Here is a 17,172-nt window from a genome sequence, read left to right as displayed (position 1 = left end):
GGAACGAAACTTTTTTCAGTGCTCTATATCTTCATTCATGGGCTATAATACTGATTCCCTGTATTGTTAATTCCAAGTAGGCAAAGTAACGATTATCATAATAAGAAAAACAAACATTATATAATTTACAGAATATAAGAATTGTATTTTTGCCCACTTTGCTATATTTTTTGTGAAAAATCCGTATATACATAAACCTAGCCAAGCTACGTTTAGTATTGTAGAAAATACTATGAAACTTGTTCCAAGATCGCTTAAATAAAAGGGTAGTGGTAATAAGCAAGCTACATAGATGAAGATTTGTCGCTTCGTAATGTTTATTCCATAGACTACTGGAAGCATAGCTACTTTTGCAGCCTGATACTCGTTATATTTTCTTATTGCAATGGCAAAAGTATGTGGCATTTGCCATATAAAAAGAATACAGAATAGAATAATCGGAACTATATGAGATGTAGACTCTATGGTAGCCCATCCTATTAGTGGTGTTACAGCTCCAGAAACACTACCAACTACAGTATTTAACGTATATTTTCGTTTAGACCACATGGTATAGAGAATGACATAGGTAAACCAACCGATAAAGGCGTATAGGGTTGCTTCTAAGGTAGTAAATAAAAGAAGCAGAAACCCTAATACAGATAAAATGATTCCTATATAAAGAGTTGCTTTTAGAGATATATTTCCAGTAACTGTTGGGCGCTTTTGGGTACGTGCCATCACTTTATCAATGTCAGCATCAAACCAATTATTTATGACGAGGGCACCTGCCATGACAGAAGTGCTTCCTGTTAACAATAGTAATAATGTAGCAGTGTGTTCAAGGAAAGAAGTATTTGTCATGTATAATGCTAGCCAAAATCCCACAAAGACAGGAAGGACATTCGCAATTAGGACAGGAGCTTTTACAAGTTTGGCTATATCACCAAGAAAGAGAACCGTGTTTGACGCAGATTTCGCATGAAGCCCACTAGACTGCCATGAAGTAGGAACATCCACTTTATTCATATTTTTCTACACTCCTATCCAGTTATGGATTGTTTCTAATCTTAGAAAAATCATAACCTCATTTCATACTTCTAATATACCACGTATTAGTAGAAAATGTGGTGATATATGTCACCTGAAAAAAACAACCCACATTGTAGTTATATGAATTACTGGTTAGTTTTTACTGGGATAATCTCTGAAATCTGTAAGGAATCTATAGTAAATAAGCAAGATAAGTCTGTGAGCCCGTTCGCTAGCTTACAGTTTCTAATTAAAAATCCTTCGTACCCTTGGCGAATAAGAGTGTTGCGGAATTTTGTATTCGCTTCTTCCGTATTTAAAAGAACAGCCTTATCTTTCCAGGTGAGACTTCCTTTTTTTGCACGGAAATATTCACAATACTTGTCGCGATCATTCATAAACAAATCATACGAATCATCTGAATCAGATTCATAAATCTTAAGGTTTGGTTCATGAATAAAGACTTTGTAGACAAAGCCGAGTATTTGCTTGTCCATCTGAATTACCTTAGGTTCACCATCTTCCCAAAAATCCGTTTTCGATTTTTCGAAAACGGTCTCCGTTCCAACTGCATAAGACATAGCTGAGTGTAAGTCAGATGAAAACCAAAACCCAATTGTACCAATATCATTATTAACATTTTGAACTATTGATTCTTTCTTATCATATTCAAATTTTTTCATGACTCCAAAATAAACAATCATAGTATAAACCCCTCCATTCTTATCTTGCCCATAATATAGCATTCCAAATATAGAAAGAAAGTGCATTTGCATAAACTTTGTTCCGTACCGTTTTGTATTAGTTAACAATGTGTCCAACATTAGAAATGAGTTTGTAATATTACTGTAGCTTGTTCTCCACAGTTTTTTCAAAATTTCTAGTTAAGGTTGTATATATCATCTCAATCATTAGATTTAATAATATGTGGTGGTTTAACTATGATCTATAAAATTAAAAGACAAATTCACAGTTTTAACACATTTACCTTTTACAATGTAATTAGGCCACTTATGGAATGGAATAGTTTTAATAAATAATAAAGGAGGATTAGATATGGATTTATCATTTCTTGCGTTACTTTTATGTCCGTTAATGTTCATTATAATGTTTTTCATTATGAAAGGAATGCATAGTAACAAGAGTCATTCTGAACATCCCACAGATACTGCTGACTTACAAAAAAATATGTCGAAGTTAATGGAACAAAATGAAAAACTTTCAAAAGAAATTGAATCAATGAAGCGATACCGATAGCCAAATATTTTAGATAACTAGAATGATCTTTTATATGGAAGGGGTTAATGTAAATGGAACCATCTTTATTAACCATCGTTCTATTGATAGTGTTGGTCATTATGATGTTTACGTGTGGAAAAAGTATGAAAGGTAAAAATAGTGGGTGTTGTGCGCCTAAAGAAACATCTAAGACAAGTACAGATGGTTTGATTTCTAAGTTGGATCAATTAGAGAAGGAAAATGAAACTCTAAAAAAGAAAATCAATGAAGTAAAGTGAGATTAACGTAAAAAATTTGCTTTTGGGGTGAGGATTTGGATAATTATTTGTTGTTAGCAATCATTGCTTTAAAAGGAGTATGTTTATTTTTCTGCTGGAAAGCTATATCTGTATCTAGTAAACAAAAAAATACTAGATTATCAAAAGAACAAAGTGAAATTCTAACTCAAAGAATGAATAAAGCACTCGATCAAAATCAAGAATTACAGAAACAATTACAGACTTTAAAGAAATATAATGAATAATAATAAGTCATAAAAATTAGGTGCCTGAACGGAAAAGGTACCTGTTTTTTTATTATCTTCAAGGTTTTTACACATTTTTCTAGTATGGTTAACTACGAAAATGATAATGAAAGCAAATTTAATAGCTATTAACAGGAGGAATAGAAAAATGAAAAATAAGTTTATACTATTTTTACTAATTACCATGTTAGTAATCGGGGGAACGGTTATTTATATCCAACAAGACCGGAATTTAGTATTAGGTGCCCCTGTTTTTTATGTAGCAAATGCAGGAGACGGAACTATTTCTAAAGTGGATCTAGAGAAACCTGAACCTGTAGTATCCATTCCATTAAACACAACTCAGCTTTCACACGGTATTGCCATAATGCCTGATGAAAAAATTGTTTATTATGGAACTGGTTTTCAGGGGAAAAGTGTAAGAGCTCTAGATGTAAATACAGAAAAAACAATATTTGAAATCACATTTGACCAGGGCGTTCATGGTATTGATATACACCCTTCAGGAGAATATTTATATGTCTCTCTAATGGCAGGATTGGGGCAAGAAGGGGGAGTATTAGCAGTTATTAATACAAAAAACTTTGAAGAAATAGCTAGAATTACAACAGATGATGGACCAGCACATGTTAGTATAACCAACGATGGCTATCAAATTTGGGTTGCAAATGTGAATGCAAATACAATCAGTGTTGTTGATGCTTATACCTTTCAAGTGTTAGCAACTATTCCTGTTGGTGAAGTTCCCAATGAAGTAGCGGTTAGTCCGTTACTAGATTATGCTTATTCAGCGAATGTAAGATCAAATTCAATTAGTGTAATAGATATGGAGACTTACAAAGTTGTAAAAGAAATTGAAGTGGGAGCAGGAGTTCATGGAGTGACTGTAACACCAGATGGGAAACAGGTGTGGACAGCAAATAATCAATCAAATGATGTTACAGTCATTGATGTGGAAACTCTCACTGTAGTAGAAACAATAAAAACTGGATCCTATGCAAATCATATTTCTTTTTCACCCAATGGTGATTTAGCCTTTGTCACACATAGAGAATCAAATAACCTGGTTGTTATTAGCGCAACGGATTATTCTGTTATAGACGAAATGGATCTAGGGATGGAACCACATGAATTAACGCTAAAAGGGATGTTGGCTAATACTGGGATGGGTGAAAATGATAAGGACCAAAACGCTGATAAGGATGAATTCTTATACAAAGGAGAAAGTTTTGCCGAGGGTGTGGAGATTAAGGTTCAATTATTATCCCCTTATTCCACTAAAAATCAGGAATTACTCAGAGAACTAGGAAATGTAACTATATTTGATACTTTTTCATTTCTCATTGATATGACAACACATTATGGAGATTTGATGAGCCTTCCTTTTAAAGAAAGAATTGTTTTACAGAATAATGACGGATTTGAGGTGGAGGCTGTTAAATGGGTATTAGTTAATGAAGATTCACACCACCCTAAATTCATTGGTATTTTTGATAAAACAATAAATAAGAGTCCTTTATTAATTAATGATAATTCTAATTTTAAATTAGTATTTCGTCCATTTATAAATGAAGAGGAAGTCAGTGTGGAACTATATCAATACTAAAATATTTTATTCAAGGGAATGACACGGAGATGGAGAGGATTTATATGAGTAATCGCATATTACTTGTGGACGATGAACAGGAAATGAGAAAGTTATTGCGAGTTTGTCTGAGCCCTTATTCTTTTGTAATAGATGAAGCATCAAATGGGGAGGAAGTATTAGATAAGATAATTACTGAGTCCTATGACCTCATTCTATTAGATATTATGATGCCAGAATTAGATGGTTTTGAAGTGTTAAAAACGTTAAGAGAACACCTTGATAATCAAATTCCTGTAATTTTATTGACTGCATTAGGAGATACAGAGCGAATAATTGAGGGATTAAAGATAGGTGCGGATGATTATATTGTGAAGCCTTTTGAGCCTAAGGAACTAGTTGCTCGAGTGGAGTCGGTATTGCGGCGGGCGAAGCATTCAAAATCAAAACTAGAATCTTTCGTTGTTAAGAGTCTCTCATTTCAACCAAAGAACTATATAGTCTCGTATAATAACAAAGCAATACCATTAACAAAGAAAGAGTTTCAAATATTTTACCGTCTAGTTTCTAACAAGGGGAGGGTTTATAGTCGGGATCATTTGTTGGAACTAGAATGGGGAATTGAGTATGAAGGAGATACTCGAACTGTAGACACACATGTTAAGAATATTCGTGAAAAATTAAAAGGTGTAGGATACGAAAATACTATTATAGAGACGGTTTGGGGAATTGGCTATAAAGTTCCTGAGGGTACAGACTGATTATAGTATGTAACTTTACATTTGATTTAGAAATCCAGTTGGCCCAAGTGGTAATACTTCTGTTAAATATCCAGTTAAAAAATGACTATACTTATTTATATAGTCATTTTTTGTTACTGCTTTGAGGTTGTTTAGATAAGGAATTAAAGGTATAAACTTACCCATTAACTTCACCTACCCCGATTTTACTTCTTATGAAACCAAAGGGGTTCCTTGTCATCAACGTCCCCATTGTAGTTGATGAAGATCTCATCTCCTGCTTTGATGTCTGTATAAGCATAGTAGTCAAATGTATGTTTATCAAAATTTATATCATACGTAGCATTAGGTTCATACGAATGATTAAAAAGCATTCCATATCCTAAGACTATTGCTCCATGGTTTTTCCCGTATTCATATACGTAATCTGCAAGTACTGTATGTTCAATTAATTGATGCTCCACATTCGGGTAAGGAACAACGGGAGCTTCATGTATTAATTCTCCTTTTGCTATATTACATGTTGCAAATACCCCCCTTTTGAATTCTCCATCGCTAATGGGGGAAGTTTTTATCTCAATCATATTATAGATCTCCTATACTTCTGTATTTTGTTTTCAATTTTACTGTCATTAAAACAGTTCGTGGTACGTAACAAATATTTTATCATGTTTTAAAAATAAAGAACATATCACGGTTTCAGTTTATGGAATTAGATAGTTACTTACATTTCTCGCTGTTTTAGTATAAGGTGATTGAAATTCTAACATATATTGAATACTTATTTAATTTCTTGAGAAGAGAGCAAATTACGTGGTTGTTATAAGCTAAAAAAGTGGACACCAAGTACGGGTGTCCACTAAGGTTATAATACTTTAATGCTATTATGGTTAAACTTCTATTCTGTAAAATAAGGCCAACCATCTTCCCACTCCATGCTGCGAATCTGCATTCGAATAACACCATTGGCATCGCCATCATAGTAGTGGTAAATTATATAATCTATGCCAGATTCATGGAAATAGTCCTGGCCACCAGGTCCAGTTTCATTTTCATGACTATCAAGAATGATGGTGCCGCCACCTTCCATAAGTGGTACACCATCCTTATCATAATAAGGTCCTGTAATAGATTCCGAACGACCTATGGTAATTTTATACGTACTATCGAGACCTGCGCAGCAACGATCCCATGAAGTAATGAGATAGTAATAATCATCTTTTTTAAAGATGGTAGGTGCTTCAATAGGATTATGCAGTACATTTGGTCGTGAAGCGAGATCGTAGACTTCGCCTATTGGCTCCGTCATACTATCATCTAACCTTTGAAGTTTTATGCCTGTCCAATAGGAACCAAAAGTTATCCACCATTCACCTTCATCCTCCATAACAGAGGGATCAATGGCATTGAAGTCCATTCCCGATTGAGAAGTGATAACAGGGCCAAGATCTTCCCAACTGTCAAGATCTCCAGGAGTTTCTGTTGACATCACACCAATGGCCGAATTATTGGAACCAAACGAAGAAACAGCATAATACATATAAAATGTATTTCCATTTCTAGCAACTTGAGGTGCCCAAAGGTGTTCGTGATTATATTCGTGAGTCCACTCTGGAACAGGGATTTCGCCAATTGCCTCCCAAGGGCCTTCAAGAGTACCATTAGATTGGCGGAGGTAAATACCACCTGGAGTTTCGGAATTAAGAATTCCTGTTGAAACAACGTAATATGTATCTCCATCGTTAAACAAGGCAGGATCATGTGTTGGGTCGTCTATTTGTCCTGGAACAAAATCACCGTAATCTCCAATCATCTCTAATTTCCCTTGTGGAGGTGTTTCAGAGGCATCATTTGCATTATCGGAATTAGGTGCATTAGTACAAGCAATTAATGTAAGAGCTGTTATTATGATAAGTGAAAATAAATAAAGGTATTTCTTCTTCATTAAAAATATATCTCCTTTCAAAAGTGAATGTCTGTACTCGTTTCATTCTTTTTTATCATCCTCCAGTGAAAAATTTATTAATAATAACTATTCATTATTATTTACCATAGAATTCATGTAATTACAAACCAAAAGAGGTTTGCACACACGTGCTATAAAAGTTTTATTGTCCTTTTAAAAGGGTAACTTTTGCATATAAAGTGAACTCTCTATAAAAATGGATATTTCTATCAGTGTTGATGGGATTGTTGGTCAAAATTTACATGTAAAATCGTGAAGTACCTTTGTTATACGAATAGATTATGGAAGTTGTAATCGAGAGGAGGCAATTAGATGTTTTCAGAATGGCTGGAAATGATCAAAGCTCGAAAATGGATAAAAAAGAATGTTCCATTTCTTTATTCTTGGCATGCTTATGTAGGTGCTGAATTGAACCTTTTTGATATATTTAAGAAACCTTTGTCCGTTGAGGAAGCTGCGAATAGGGCTGCCGTTTCAAGGAACTTATTGAAAACTTGGGTGGAGGTTGGTGTGGTCCTAAAACACTTAAAACAAAACAAGTCTGGAACATATCAAGTGAAAAGATTGAAGTTATTTCCTAAAAAAGGCTCTCATTCAGGGGCACTTATGAAGGAAATGATGGAACTACATATCCCATCCTTACTTGATTATCCAGAGCTAATGAAAGAAGACTCCAAGCTTGTTTTCAACCATGAAAAACATGGTGGAACCGTTGCGCAAGCTTCTAGATTAATAGAACCAGTTGCGTATCCAAGCCTTAAAAAAGTAATTAGAGAAAGTAACGCAACAGCAGTAATTGATGTTGGATGTGGTTCTGGAGGCTATCTTCATAAATTGGCAAATGATCACCCAGAATTAGTAATGACAGGAATTGATAATCATCCTCGTGTTGCAGAAAAGGCAAAAGTGGCTTGTGAATCGGCTGCAAATGTTGAAATTATTCATGCGGATGTACATCATTGGAATCCACCGATGAAAAATAATGACGTTGTGATGCTAAATAATCTCCTACACTATGTAAAACCTGAGAAAAGGATTGATATTTTATCGAGAATTTCCAGGTGGATTCATCATAAAGGGAAAATCGTCCTTATTTCTCCTGTAAAGAATTCTGAATACGGAAAAGAATTCTCTTCTGCATTTAACAGCTTTTTTCATGCCCACTCTAATCTGCATCCCCTTCCAGACCAAAGGGAACTAGAAGAAATTGCCGAAGTGACCCACATGAAAATAACGCAGTTTGATCCGATAATAAAGGAAGGAAGTTGGTATTTAGTAGTGATGGAAAACTGCTAGAACACGAAAGGGAAAAAGAGTTATTGTAAAAAAATTTGGTGTGAAAAGGAGAAGAGATTAAAAAATATAACGAAAGTAGATATAATCCTTTTGGCAGGGAGAACCAAAAATAGGACAACGTGGTTGTGGTCCATGTGGGGTAGAATCCTAATAAACAAGCTATTCATGGTCAATATCAAGTCAATGATGCAACAGATTTGGGTATTCTTCTCCATTTGTTTCATTTATCCTATTAAATTATTAAGTTAGCAACTTTTTCATAATTATCGTTTTTGAAAATAGGTTTGGGTCTCCATGTTTCAACTTTAGTTCTAAGTAATCCCGTTTCACTTGTTCTAGTTCCTTCAAACAATCTTCTTTTGTATCGAAAGTAGTTTGACAACCATCTAATTCAAATATTCTTCCGTACCAATATCCATCTTTTTCTTCGATAATGTCCAAATAATTTAAAGAAAGGTATTAATCCAGATTTTTATTTATACTCATAATATATTTACCTTCCTAACCAAACATTAAGGTAACAGTTCCATCAGTGGTAGCAATTTAAATACATTCGTCTAGAAATTTAAGTCTAAATTCCTTATCCTTTTCACCATCAATTTCTGACGAATCCAGAGAAGAGAATAAGGATACGAGAGGATGTAATCTAGTATTATCCACTTTATTGTAAAATTCAGTTTTTGAAAGATATACTCGTGCTTGTTTCAGTTGATTTACGCTCAGCTTTAATTTCCTTCCATCTCCACTCCAATCATCAGGACCTGGTTCTTCTAAACCGAATGCAGAATAGAAGTGTTTTACGTTTGGGTCCATAACACGAAATGATTTACTTGCGAATGTATGACCGTCCTTCGTCTTAGCTTCAATGTAAAATCCCATTTTAAATCCTCCCTTAAAGATTCTTATATATGAAAGATATAGTACCGAAATAACCACTTTACTTCATTATAAAGCACAAAATTATGGGAGGGAATTAAGCATATATTCATTCACGGTATGGTCTTTCCAATCGGAACAAGTCTGGAGGGGGTATTGGAGTTTTTTTGGAATTATTCTAACTGTTAATGAGATTCTGTATTATAATATGTTAAATTTTTGGAGGTGAATAACTTGAGCAATAACCAGTTTAAATTAGTTAGTGTTTCTCAGATGCAGGAGATGACTGACGATGAATTAATTAATTATTCAATTGATTCTATTAGGGCGATGAAAAAATTTGAGATTGAGTTTGTTAAGGTCTCAGATGAAATTATTTCGAAATCGGATTTAAAAATTGATGATGAACTAATTACCGATTGTTTTGATTTTAGTAGTCAGCATAACTGTAAATATAAATATTTTTATTATAATGAAATGGAGCGAGACAGATATAAGAAGAGATATTTTGGAGTAAAAAAGCTGCCATCAAAAGATGTATTTTTACAAGTAGTAACAGAAAAAGTCGCTAAACCATTTGGCTATTTTAAAATAGAGACAATGATAAAGAATGTGGATAGAAAATTTAATGATGTAGTCTATGAGAATTTAAAACCTGATTTTAAGAATATCGATAAGAAAGAGTTTATTTATGACTACAACTTAGTACATCAAAGTAAACGATTAAATAAAGAAGGCGAGGGTCCAGATGTTTATTACATTCCTCTTCCAAAAAACACTACAAAAGACGATGCGCGATGGGATATCCTGGATGAAAGGGAAGGGATGATTAGGGAGTTGGAAAGGAAAGTTCGTCAGTTGGATGAAGAATTCACCGATAATCTTTACGACTGGTATTTGGAATCACGTAAGCTTTGGAAGGAGACTGAAAGTTATCCAACTATAGAAAATTACGATAATTTCTTTATTTACTTCAATAAGATAGTAAATAAAATCAAGGAACGTTTGGGAGTTAAAGTTTGTCTATCGCATATTACAATCGAAGAGTACGATTTTTTAATTGAGCATATAAAGAAAATGCTAAGGCACATTAATGGTAATTTAATTATTACCAAAAGCGATTTGATACGAGGTGATGAGACTGAATTGAGATTAGAAGTTACTGAGGATTTGAGAGGACAGGGGACGAATGGAAACAAACTTTTCCTATATCTTAAAAGTGAGGCAGAGAAGCAATTAAGATTTTTAATGCCTTTTCGAGAACCAAAAGATAAACAAGTTCCAGGAGAATTAAAGATAATCTTTACTGATGGATTTTTTATAGATGATACTAGTAATAATAAAGCAGAGTGGAAGATATACCTCACCCCAGCTAGTATAAACAAAATGCGTTTCTTTACCAAATATTCCATAACTTTGGATGAACTAGAGAATATACCTGGCAAAGTACTTGAAGAGTATAAGAAATTAAATTAACCACCAACTTTTGGTGGTTTTTTACACTTTTTAGTAATTCATCATACAATTTATATGAATTATATTAATAAGAACATACCGTTCTTTTCTCGACTTTACCTAGTCGATTATATTTTTTCAGTTTTACTTACTAAATAACCGACAATATAGAATGGAGGATATTTCATTGAAACCACATAATTGCATCTTAATTGGAGGAAGCAGACAAATGTCAAGACGATTAATAAATTAGCTGTCCTAAGTGATTAGAAGTTTCATACATTGTTACATCTTAAAAATGTGACATTAGAATCATCATTGAGAGACGCTCAATTGTGTGCATCACAAGTTCTTTTAATAGCGTAGTACCTTATCAGAATGTAATAAACATAACATTAACTATTTCTGTTAGGAGAAGATAGTTCAGATATTAGTCCCCAATAACAAACAGTCTCTAGCAAAAACATAAAACATGTAAACTGGAGTGAGGGTGTAGGTTAGTCGACTGAACTAAAGTAATTTTTGTAAAAAATGATTTTTAGAATAGGAGTGTAGCAATTAAGTCATTTTGTTGTTCAACCAAATTAATAAGGGAATCGAACTGTAGAACACACGTAGATTCGGAACAATAGAGTGAGGAAGAGCAATATAAGATTTGGAAGATAATTAGAGTAACAAAAATTCAATACCTTGATGTATCGGAATGTTATCTAGAGTGTCTGTGTCGGTCCAGACGATAAAATACGATGCGGTATAAAAAGATGCATTTCGAAAATTTTCATAGTTTTTGCTGGTTTCTAAAAATAAATCAGACGTTTTACCCCGCGAAAACCTGTGCATAGGGTAGGGGAGGGTTATAGGCGTAGTGCACCTATAGGCTCAGTCAATGTGCATTTTAAGTAAAAATTGGCTATCGCAACAGTAGGGTATTTCACTTGGAATTCATACAGTCTTCGTACGTAGAAATGTTTCTATGTAGGAACAATGTATGAACGATTAGGTACACTACTGGCAATGGTGATGGTTCTATTGGACAAGTAATAGAACGCGGAACTACATTTCGATACATCTTGAGAGTGGGTAGGATAAAAGGGGGCAGCTTTTCACATCTTCCTGAAGAAGATGTGATCTCTTGAACTTGGGAGAAGAAGGTTTTGTCAGTCGGAAGGGTGGAATAAACCTTTTGAGGAAACCGAAGGTTCTCCGAAAAGTTTATGGAACCCTGTAGTCTGACTGAACCATTCTTCGACAAGGTAGTTTTTGCCACGCGATTTTGGAGCAAAATCTACTCTCATTGCTTTGAATGTGTTTTAAGCTTTAAAATAATTTATGTTACTAGAGCTTATCCTCTAGTGTTGAAGTTACATAAAAGCTATTTAGAATTGTTAAGGTTTGTACATGTTAAAATAGTTATAAATATTGTAAAATTTAGGGGATTATCACTTTTATAAATAAAGAAATGTATTTTATTAAAACAAAACACAATTTTAAGTAGCACAGATTGAGCGATGTTTGGTTTATAGACTTAATCTATAAAATCTGATTTTCAAGGTGGGAAAATAAATGTTTTATGAGAACATAAATTTATTTGGAATTATAACATTCGAACCTTCTAATTACTCTAATATTATAAAATTAATTAAAGACTCTAGAGCATATGTATCATATATTGATTCAAAAAATGATACAGGAACAATTAATAAAAGGTATGAAAATTATGTGGTTCTAAAGCAAACAGCATATACGGTAAATGCTCCAAAGAAGAATCAGGACCCAAACATCAAAACAATTTACTCAACTATAATGCCAAGCGATATAAGTCAGGAACAGATTTTTCATTTTATGGAGAATCATGGATTAAAAGATGATTTCGAATATGATTACGATATTCAGTTTAAAGATGCCAATTCCTACATAGCTACTCATATTGTTAAACCAATTGAATATAGTGTTTTTAATACAGCAATAGATTTGGATAATAATTTTGAAAACCTTAATAGGCAATATCTCAATGATGACTTCTTATTTAGTAATTATCAAAGATTTATATTACTCCCCTTCTTAGGGAAATATGAAGGGAATTTCGTTAAACCCATTGTTATAGCTAACGTTTATAGTGCTGGAATAATTACTGTTCAAGTTTCAATTGGATTCACAAAAAATAAACCAGAGTTACCTTTTGATTCCCCTAATTCAGTAAAACTGGAAGATGTTGAATTTTATACATTAAAGGATTCCTATTCATCAAGGGATTTCTGGATTAGAGATAAGAAACAGAATGTATCGGTGTACCAAATCCTTGATTACTACACTAAACAATTAGAATATATCTGTCGGAAACAAGAATTAAAAATACATTCCCAAAAACAAATAGCTTGGGTTTTCGGTGATTTCGAGCGTAACAAGAGACCTAATCACATAGATTTTGTAGATAAAAATAAAAGTTTATACGTTTCTTATCTTATTAACGGTAAAAAACAAAATGTCGACAGAATGACTAATGATAGCATCGATGAATACCTTAAAAATACTATTATTGAAAAATATAAGAGTATGCATTTTTATTGTTCTGAAGTTATTTCTTTACTGAGTTTTTCGTACTCTGCATTTCATGGAGATGCTACAAGTAGATTAACAGAAATAGAAAAGGAATTAAAAAAAGAAGGTCTTTATGACGATGTGATAGGTGAGATTTATAAAGAGGAATGTTTATTTACAATGTTTGAATTTCTAAGATTCTATGAACTTACCTTCATAAAGAGATTTTATGCACTTAGGCTACTTAATAAACTATCGAAGAAATCAATAAAATCATTAAAAGATTATAATTCTACCAGAAATGAATTTACTTCCCTAAAAATAAATTATGACCAGCAACTTCTTTTTAAATCGTATGGTAGCCCTATGAACCTTTATGGGAAATTATTAGATAAATCTGGTACAGAAAAAATTGTAGAAAAAGTAGAAAAATTGTTTGTTAACGCACGCGAGGATGTAAATAGTACGAGGGAGTTTGCGATAAAGCAATCAGAAACATATATTCTAATAATGACATCTATTCTAACAGTTTTACTAGGTTATAGGGGAATTAAATATTTAGTAGAAGATTTTTTAGTGAATTTACCGTTCGGTATTGGAGTTTTTTTTGCTTTGCACCCGCTTAGATGGACTGTTTCTTTATGGATAATTTTATGCATTAGTATGGTATTGCTAAATATTCTTAGATACAATGCTATAAAAAAATAAGTATAAGTCATTACCCGTAGATATTTCCTCTCGTCGAGTATACCTAAACCGACTATTCTTAATTAATTTACCATCTTTCTGATATATGAACTATAATATTCCAGATGTTTTTAGGGAGGTGGTAATTTTGGATTTTACAAAATTAGATAATGTTTTTAAATGGATGAAAGCGAACAAAGTAACAGGTATGTCTAAAAAGAAAAAAGATAATGGTTCTGGATTTTCAAATGGAACGAATAGTAAGTACAAATATGAGCTTCATACAATGTATAACTATATGGAAAATCATTGGGGTGTAACCGATTTTGCAAAGTTAAAACAAAAGGATTACTTTAGGTATTATGATGAAAGAATTAAAGAATACCATGAAGGTAATACTAGCGTAGCTTATCATTTAAGAGGATTAGACGATGCTATGGCTGCTTTTAATCATTATTGTGTAAATGCTGGGGAATTTCAATATAAACTTAAATTCCCTAAAAAAGAGAAACTATCACATTTGATGGATGAGATGAATGTATATAGAAAAGCGAAAGATTCTTCTGTTATGGCGGCGAGTAGAAAAGATGTTGTAGCTGTTTGTACCTACCTTAGAGAGATGAAAACACAAGCTGGCTCTGTGGCAGCGGATGCTCTATGGGGGGAGTTCTTAACTGGGAGAAGAATAAATGCTCAGTTGCGACATAAAGTAGGAAATTTTAATGAAGAGGAAGGTTCTTTGACTTCTTGTGGAGATAATGGTGGGAAAGATAACTTTGGATTCTTGCGTTCAGAAGCTATTGAACATTATTCGAAGTTATGTGAGGGGAAAAGGGACGGTTCGCCAATATTGACCATTCAGTATCAACTTGGAACTAAGGCAGGACAAGATAAATCAATTGAAAAGATGAGGGTCCATATTTCGGAGTTAATTAAAACAGCCTCAGATACATTAATAGAAGAAGGTAAGCTTGATAATCCAGTGACTAGCCACAGCGCGCGTAAAGGTTTCGCCCAAGAGGAAGCATTTCACTTATTACATAAAACAAAAAAAGAATTGGAGAAAGAGCTAGATAAGATTGCCGGACAAGACCCCAAACTGAAAAGTAAATTCAATAATGTTCTCAAGAATATTAGGGATAAATTCAAGAATCCTAAAAATGCAGCTAAAAGGGAATTTACAAAGAAAGAATTAGTTTCCTTACTAGTAAGCGTTAGCATTAGCCATTCGAGGATAGATGTAATGAGGTATTACTTGACCAAGGAGTTTTGGAAGGGGGTTGAAGAGAATCACAGGGACCTGTTAAAGAATAATCCGAATTTATAAAGAAAGCTACCATATACACTGGTAGCTTTCTTTGAGGTATTAAAGTTCTTAATATTCATCAAGATAACATCCCATTATCTTGATGAAATCATTGAAAAGATATTTGAGATAGATAACACAACATATCTCGAAAAAGTAATATAGTACAGTGTAACTCCCTGAAAAATTGCTTGGAGGAAGAAAACCTCCATCATTCTTTGGAGGCGAATAACAGTTTTTTTCTATAATATTTGAATAAAAGGTTTTGTGTATTACAAAATGTGCGAATTTTCGATATAATAGTAAATATTGGGTTTGATTCCATGTTGTTCAAATAAAAATAAACTAATATTATTGAAAGGATGAGTAATATGTCAGTACAGGCTTATCCAACAAAAATAGAAAACAAAGAGTTGGAAACACTTATATCCAAAAGTTTACTGAGATTTTATTACAATTTAGATGTCTATGCTAAACAACTTGTAGATGAAGAAGATAACGTTGTATATAATACCGTTTATAAAAAGATTGATGCTACGACAATTCGATATATGATTAGAAATAAACAAGGGTTAATGACATATCAACAAAAGTTTGAAAAATTAAGATGGATTTGTTTAGATTTTGACATTAGAAAAAACTATATAAATGATGATTTTGATTATTTTAATGATAATAGTTATAGGAAATTACTAGAAGAGGAAGTAAAAGAAGCTATAGTGGTATTAAAGGAATTAAATATAGATTATATATTAGAGTTTTCCGGGAACAGAGGGATTCATATTTGGATATTTCTTAATGAAGAAGTTAATAAATATGTTGGCTTTTTGCTTATAGAAGGGTTAATAAAAAAAATAGATTTTAAATGTATAGGCAAAGAAGATAGTCCAATAACTTTAGATAAATATCCTAAAAATGGTAAGGCAAAAAGTAACTCAATTGGTTTGGGGGTTAAAATCCCTCTATCTTTTCATTTGAAAAGTAATGCATATTCTTATGTTATACAAGACATTAATGAATTGGAGAAAATAACACATTTATCTGACGAATTTTTACAAAAACAGGTAGAGGCAATATTTGCAATTAAGGAAGTTAATGTACATGAATTATATGAAATACTAGAAATTAATAATCTGTCTGAAGTGAAAGAATATGATGATATTGTAGGATTTACGAATAGGAATCTTGAACTTGATGACATAATTTCTTCTCTGTCAAAGTGTGAAATTTATGATTACATTTTTTCTAAAGGAATCCCAAACTTAAGTGAATTTGACCGAACGGTGATTACTGGTACTTTAATAAGAATTAGTAACCCAGAGAATCCCCAGTTAGGCAAGGACTTATTAACTAAATATTTTTCAAGTGATTCCAAAATATACAATGAAGAAGTAACTGAAAAAAAATTAGATATACTAGGTAATTTATATCCTCCGAGCATAAAGTATTTGGAAGAAAAATACAACTTAAACTGTTCGTATTGTAGAGATAATAATATAAATAATGTCCTTGAACTTTTAAAAGATTCAGATTTGTCGGTTGAGGAGAATTGTGAAGAAAGAGTTTTTTTCCAATGGGTAATAAATTCAGAAAAGAAATATCTTACTCAGAATGATGAAGTTCCACTTAATTTTATTTACGATGAGTTGGGCTGTTTAAATGAAGAAGAATTATTGAAATGCTTTATTTCTATAAAACAGGGGGTATACCCAGAAGCTGAAATGTTTGAATATCTAAGAAAAGAAGATAAGGAAAAAGTTAGAAAATTATATTCTCTTTCAGCTAAGGATAGAGTTCTAACCACATATGCAATGTTCGAGATTAATAAAATATTATATGGTCAGTATTCAAGTAATAGCTATAGTTATAGGCTAAATTATGATATGAACAAAAATGATATTTTTATTAATTGGAATAGTCTTTGGCTAAAATATGTTAAAGATATAGAAG

Annotated in this window: 17 protein-coding genes; 10 read left to right on the top strand and 7 right to left on the bottom strand. The window is 32.6% G+C overall.

Features of this window, described 5'->3' with window-relative positions; translation table 11 throughout:
* Nucleotides 1–66: 66 nt before the first annotated feature.
* Together cyoE and ACERII_RS11595 are read right to left on the bottom strand one after the other, a co-directional pair.
* Nucleotides 67–1,008: a heme o synthase gene (cyoE, locus tag ACERII_RS11600; RefSeq protein ID WP_373642516.1), complete on the bottom strand. Its 942-nt coding sequence runs from the start codon at nucleotides 1,006–1,008 to the stop codon at nucleotides 67–69.
* A 149-nt stretch (nucleotides 1,009–1,157) separates the two neighbouring features.
* Nucleotides 1,158–1,715 carry a hypothetical protein gene (locus tag ACERII_RS11595; RefSeq protein WP_373642515.1) on the bottom strand — a complete coding sequence of 186 codons (558 nt, stop codon included), beginning with the start codon at nucleotides 1,713–1,715 and terminating at the stop codon, nucleotides 1,158–1,160.
* Between the two features lie 352 nt (nucleotides 1,716–2,067).
* On the opposite strand from ACERII_RS11595, the gene ACERII_RS11590 reads away from it, so the two are divergent.
* From ACERII_RS11590 to ACERII_RS11570, 5 genes are all read left to right on the top strand, one after another.
* Nucleotides 2,068–2,268 (top strand): DUF2933 domain-containing protein, encoded by a 201-nt coding sequence (locus ACERII_RS11590; protein ID WP_373642514.1) that lies wholly within the window; start codon nucleotides 2,068–2,070, stop codon nucleotides 2,266–2,268.
* A gap of 53 nt (nucleotides 2,269–2,321) precedes the next feature.
* Nucleotides 2,322–2,528: a hypothetical protein gene (locus ACERII_RS11585; RefSeq protein ID WP_373642513.1), complete on the top strand. Its 207-nt coding sequence runs from the start codon at nucleotides 2,322–2,324 to the stop codon at nucleotides 2,526–2,528.
* Nucleotides 2,529–2,563: 35 nt separating this feature from the next.
* Complete coding sequence (locus ACERII_RS11580) at nucleotides 2,564–2,773, top strand: hypothetical protein (RefSeq protein WP_373642512.1); 210 nt, start codon at nucleotides 2,564–2,566, stop codon at nucleotides 2,771–2,773.
* Between the two features lie 148 nt (nucleotides 2,774–2,921).
* Complete coding sequence (locus tag ACERII_RS11575) at nucleotides 2,922–4,379, top strand: YncE family protein (protein ID WP_373642510.1); 1,458 nt, start codon at nucleotides 2,922–2,924, stop codon at nucleotides 4,377–4,379.
* Nucleotides 4,380–4,423: 44 nt separating this feature from the next.
* Nucleotides 4,424–5,119: a response regulator transcription factor gene (locus ACERII_RS11570; protein WP_373642509.1), complete on the top strand. Its 696-nt coding sequence runs from the start codon at nucleotides 4,424–4,426 to the stop codon at nucleotides 5,117–5,119.
* Between the two features lie 15 nt (nucleotides 5,120–5,134).
* Here the strand turns inward: ACERII_RS11570 and ACERII_RS11565 are convergent, their stop codons facing one another.
* The 3 genes from ACERII_RS11565 to ACERII_RS11555 all read right to left on the bottom strand — a co-directional run bounded on the left by ACERII_RS11565 (nucleotide 5,135) and on the right by ACERII_RS11555 (nucleotide 7,043).
* On the bottom strand, nucleotides 5,135–5,284 hold the full coding sequence (locus tag ACERII_RS11565; RefSeq protein WP_373642507.1) for a hypothetical protein: 150 nt from the start codon (nucleotides 5,282–5,284) through the stop codon (nucleotides 5,135–5,137).
* Between the two features lie 20 nt (nucleotides 5,285–5,304).
* A complete protein-coding gene (locus ACERII_RS11560) occupies nucleotides 5,305–5,682 on the bottom strand; it encodes an SET domain-containing protein (RefSeq protein ID WP_373642505.1) in 378 nt (125 codons plus the stop codon).
* Nucleotides 5,683–5,996: 314 nt separating this feature from the next.
* A complete protein-coding gene (locus ACERII_RS11555; RefSeq protein ID WP_373642503.1) occupies nucleotides 5,997–7,043 on the bottom strand; it encodes an arabinan endo-1,5-alpha-L-arabinosidase in 1,047 nt (348 codons plus the stop codon).
* Nucleotides 7,044–7,376: 333 nt separating this feature from the next.
* Here ACERII_RS11555 and ACERII_RS11550 point away from each other — a divergent pair, with 333 nt between their 5' ends.
* Nucleotides 7,377–8,360 (top strand): class I SAM-dependent methyltransferase, encoded by a 984-nt coding sequence (locus ACERII_RS11550; protein ID WP_373642502.1) that lies wholly within the window; start codon nucleotides 7,377–7,379, stop codon nucleotides 8,358–8,360.
* 240 nt (nucleotides 8,361–8,600) lie between these two features.
* Here ACERII_RS11550 and ACERII_RS11545 read toward each other — a convergent pair whose 3' ends face one another.
* Both ACERII_RS11545 and ACERII_RS11540 read right to left on the bottom strand, forming a co-directional pair.
* Nucleotides 8,601–8,801: a type II toxin-antitoxin system HicB family antitoxin gene (locus ACERII_RS11545; protein WP_373642501.1), complete on the bottom strand. Its 201-nt coding sequence runs from the start codon at nucleotides 8,799–8,801 to the stop codon at nucleotides 8,601–8,603.
* A 102-nt stretch (nucleotides 8,802–8,903) separates the two neighbouring features.
* Nucleotides 8,904–9,239, bottom strand: coding sequence for a hypothetical protein (locus ACERII_RS11540; protein ID WP_373642499.1), 336 nt, complete (start codon nucleotides 9,237–9,239; stop codon nucleotides 8,904–8,906).
* Between the two features lie 231 nt (nucleotides 9,240–9,470).
* Between ACERII_RS11540 and ACERII_RS11535 the strand changes: the two genes are divergently transcribed.
* The 4 genes from ACERII_RS11535 to ACERII_RS11520 form a co-directional block, all read left to right on the top strand.
* The gene (locus tag ACERII_RS11535) at nucleotides 9,471–10,712 is read left to right on the top strand and encodes a hypothetical protein (protein WP_373642497.1); all 1,242 of its coding nucleotides are present in this window, start codon (nucleotides 9,471–9,473) and stop codon (nucleotides 10,710–10,712) included.
* A gap of 1,542 nt (nucleotides 10,713–12,254) precedes the next feature.
* Nucleotides 12,255–13,937 (top strand): hypothetical protein, encoded by a 1,683-nt coding sequence (locus ACERII_RS11530; RefSeq protein WP_373642496.1) that lies wholly within the window; start codon nucleotides 12,255–12,257, stop codon nucleotides 13,935–13,937.
* A gap of 127 nt (nucleotides 13,938–14,064) precedes the next feature.
* Complete coding sequence (locus ACERII_RS11525; RefSeq protein WP_373642495.1) at nucleotides 14,065–15,243, top strand: hypothetical protein; 1,179 nt, start codon at nucleotides 14,065–14,067, stop codon at nucleotides 15,241–15,243.
* A 350-nt stretch (nucleotides 15,244–15,593) separates the two neighbouring features.
* On the top strand, nucleotides 15,594–17,172 hold a 1,579-nt coding region (locus tag ACERII_RS11520), incomplete at its 3' end, for a TOTE conflict system archaeo-eukaryotic primase domain-containing protein (RefSeq protein WP_373642493.1).

The sequence above is a fragment of the Evansella sp. AB-rgal1 genome (assembly GCF_041820985.1).
Classification (GTDB): domain Bacteria; phylum Bacillota; class Bacilli; order Bacillales; family Salisediminibacteriaceae; genus Evansella.
Note: the sequence above shows the minus strand (reverse complement) of the source record. Positions and strands in the feature narration are given on the sequence as shown.

Excerpts from the sequence above, each read along its gene's own strand:
- ACERII_RS11550 (WP_373642502.1), top strand. The coding sequence starts at position 7,377 with ATGTTTTCAGAATGGCTGGAAATGATCAAAGCTCGAAAATGGATAAAA.
- ACERII_RS11560 (WP_373642505.1), bottom strand. The coding sequence starts at position 5,682 with ATGATTGAGATAAAAACTTCCCCCATTAGCGATGGAGAATTCAAAAGG.
- cyoE (WP_373642516.1), bottom strand. The coding sequence starts at position 1,008 with ATGAATAAAGTGGATGTTCCTACTTCATGGCAGTCTAGTGGGCTTCAT.
- ACERII_RS11575 (WP_373642510.1), top strand. The coding sequence starts at position 2,922 with ATGAAAAATAAGTTTATACTATTTTTACTAATTACCATGTTAGTAATC.
- ACERII_RS11595 (WP_373642515.1), bottom strand. The coding sequence starts at position 1,715 with ATGATTGTTTATTTTGGAGTCATGAAAAAATTTGAATATGATAAGAAA.
- ACERII_RS11590 (WP_373642514.1), top strand. The coding sequence starts at position 2,068 with ATGGATTTATCATTTCTTGCGTTACTTTTATGTCCGTTAATGTTCATT.
- ACERII_RS11565 (WP_373642507.1), bottom strand. The coding sequence starts at position 5,284 with ATGGGTAAGTTTATACCTTTAATTCCTTATCTAAACAACCTCAAAGCA.
- ACERII_RS11585 (WP_373642513.1), top strand. The coding sequence starts at position 2,322 with ATGGAACCATCTTTATTAACCATCGTTCTATTGATAGTGTTGGTCATT.
- ACERII_RS11540 (WP_373642499.1), bottom strand. The coding sequence starts at position 9,239 with ATGGGATTTTACATTGAAGCTAAGACGAAGGACGGTCATACATTCGCA.
- ACERII_RS11570 (WP_373642509.1), top strand. The coding sequence starts at position 4,424 with ATGAGTAATCGCATATTACTTGTGGACGATGAACAGGAAATGAGAAAG.
- ACERII_RS11530 (WP_373642496.1), top strand. The coding sequence starts at position 12,255 with ATGTTTTATGAGAACATAAATTTATTTGGAATTATAACATTCGAACCT.
- ACERII_RS11555 (WP_373642503.1), bottom strand. The coding sequence starts at position 7,043 with ATGAAGAAGAAATACCTTTATTTATTTTCACTTATCATAATAACAGCT.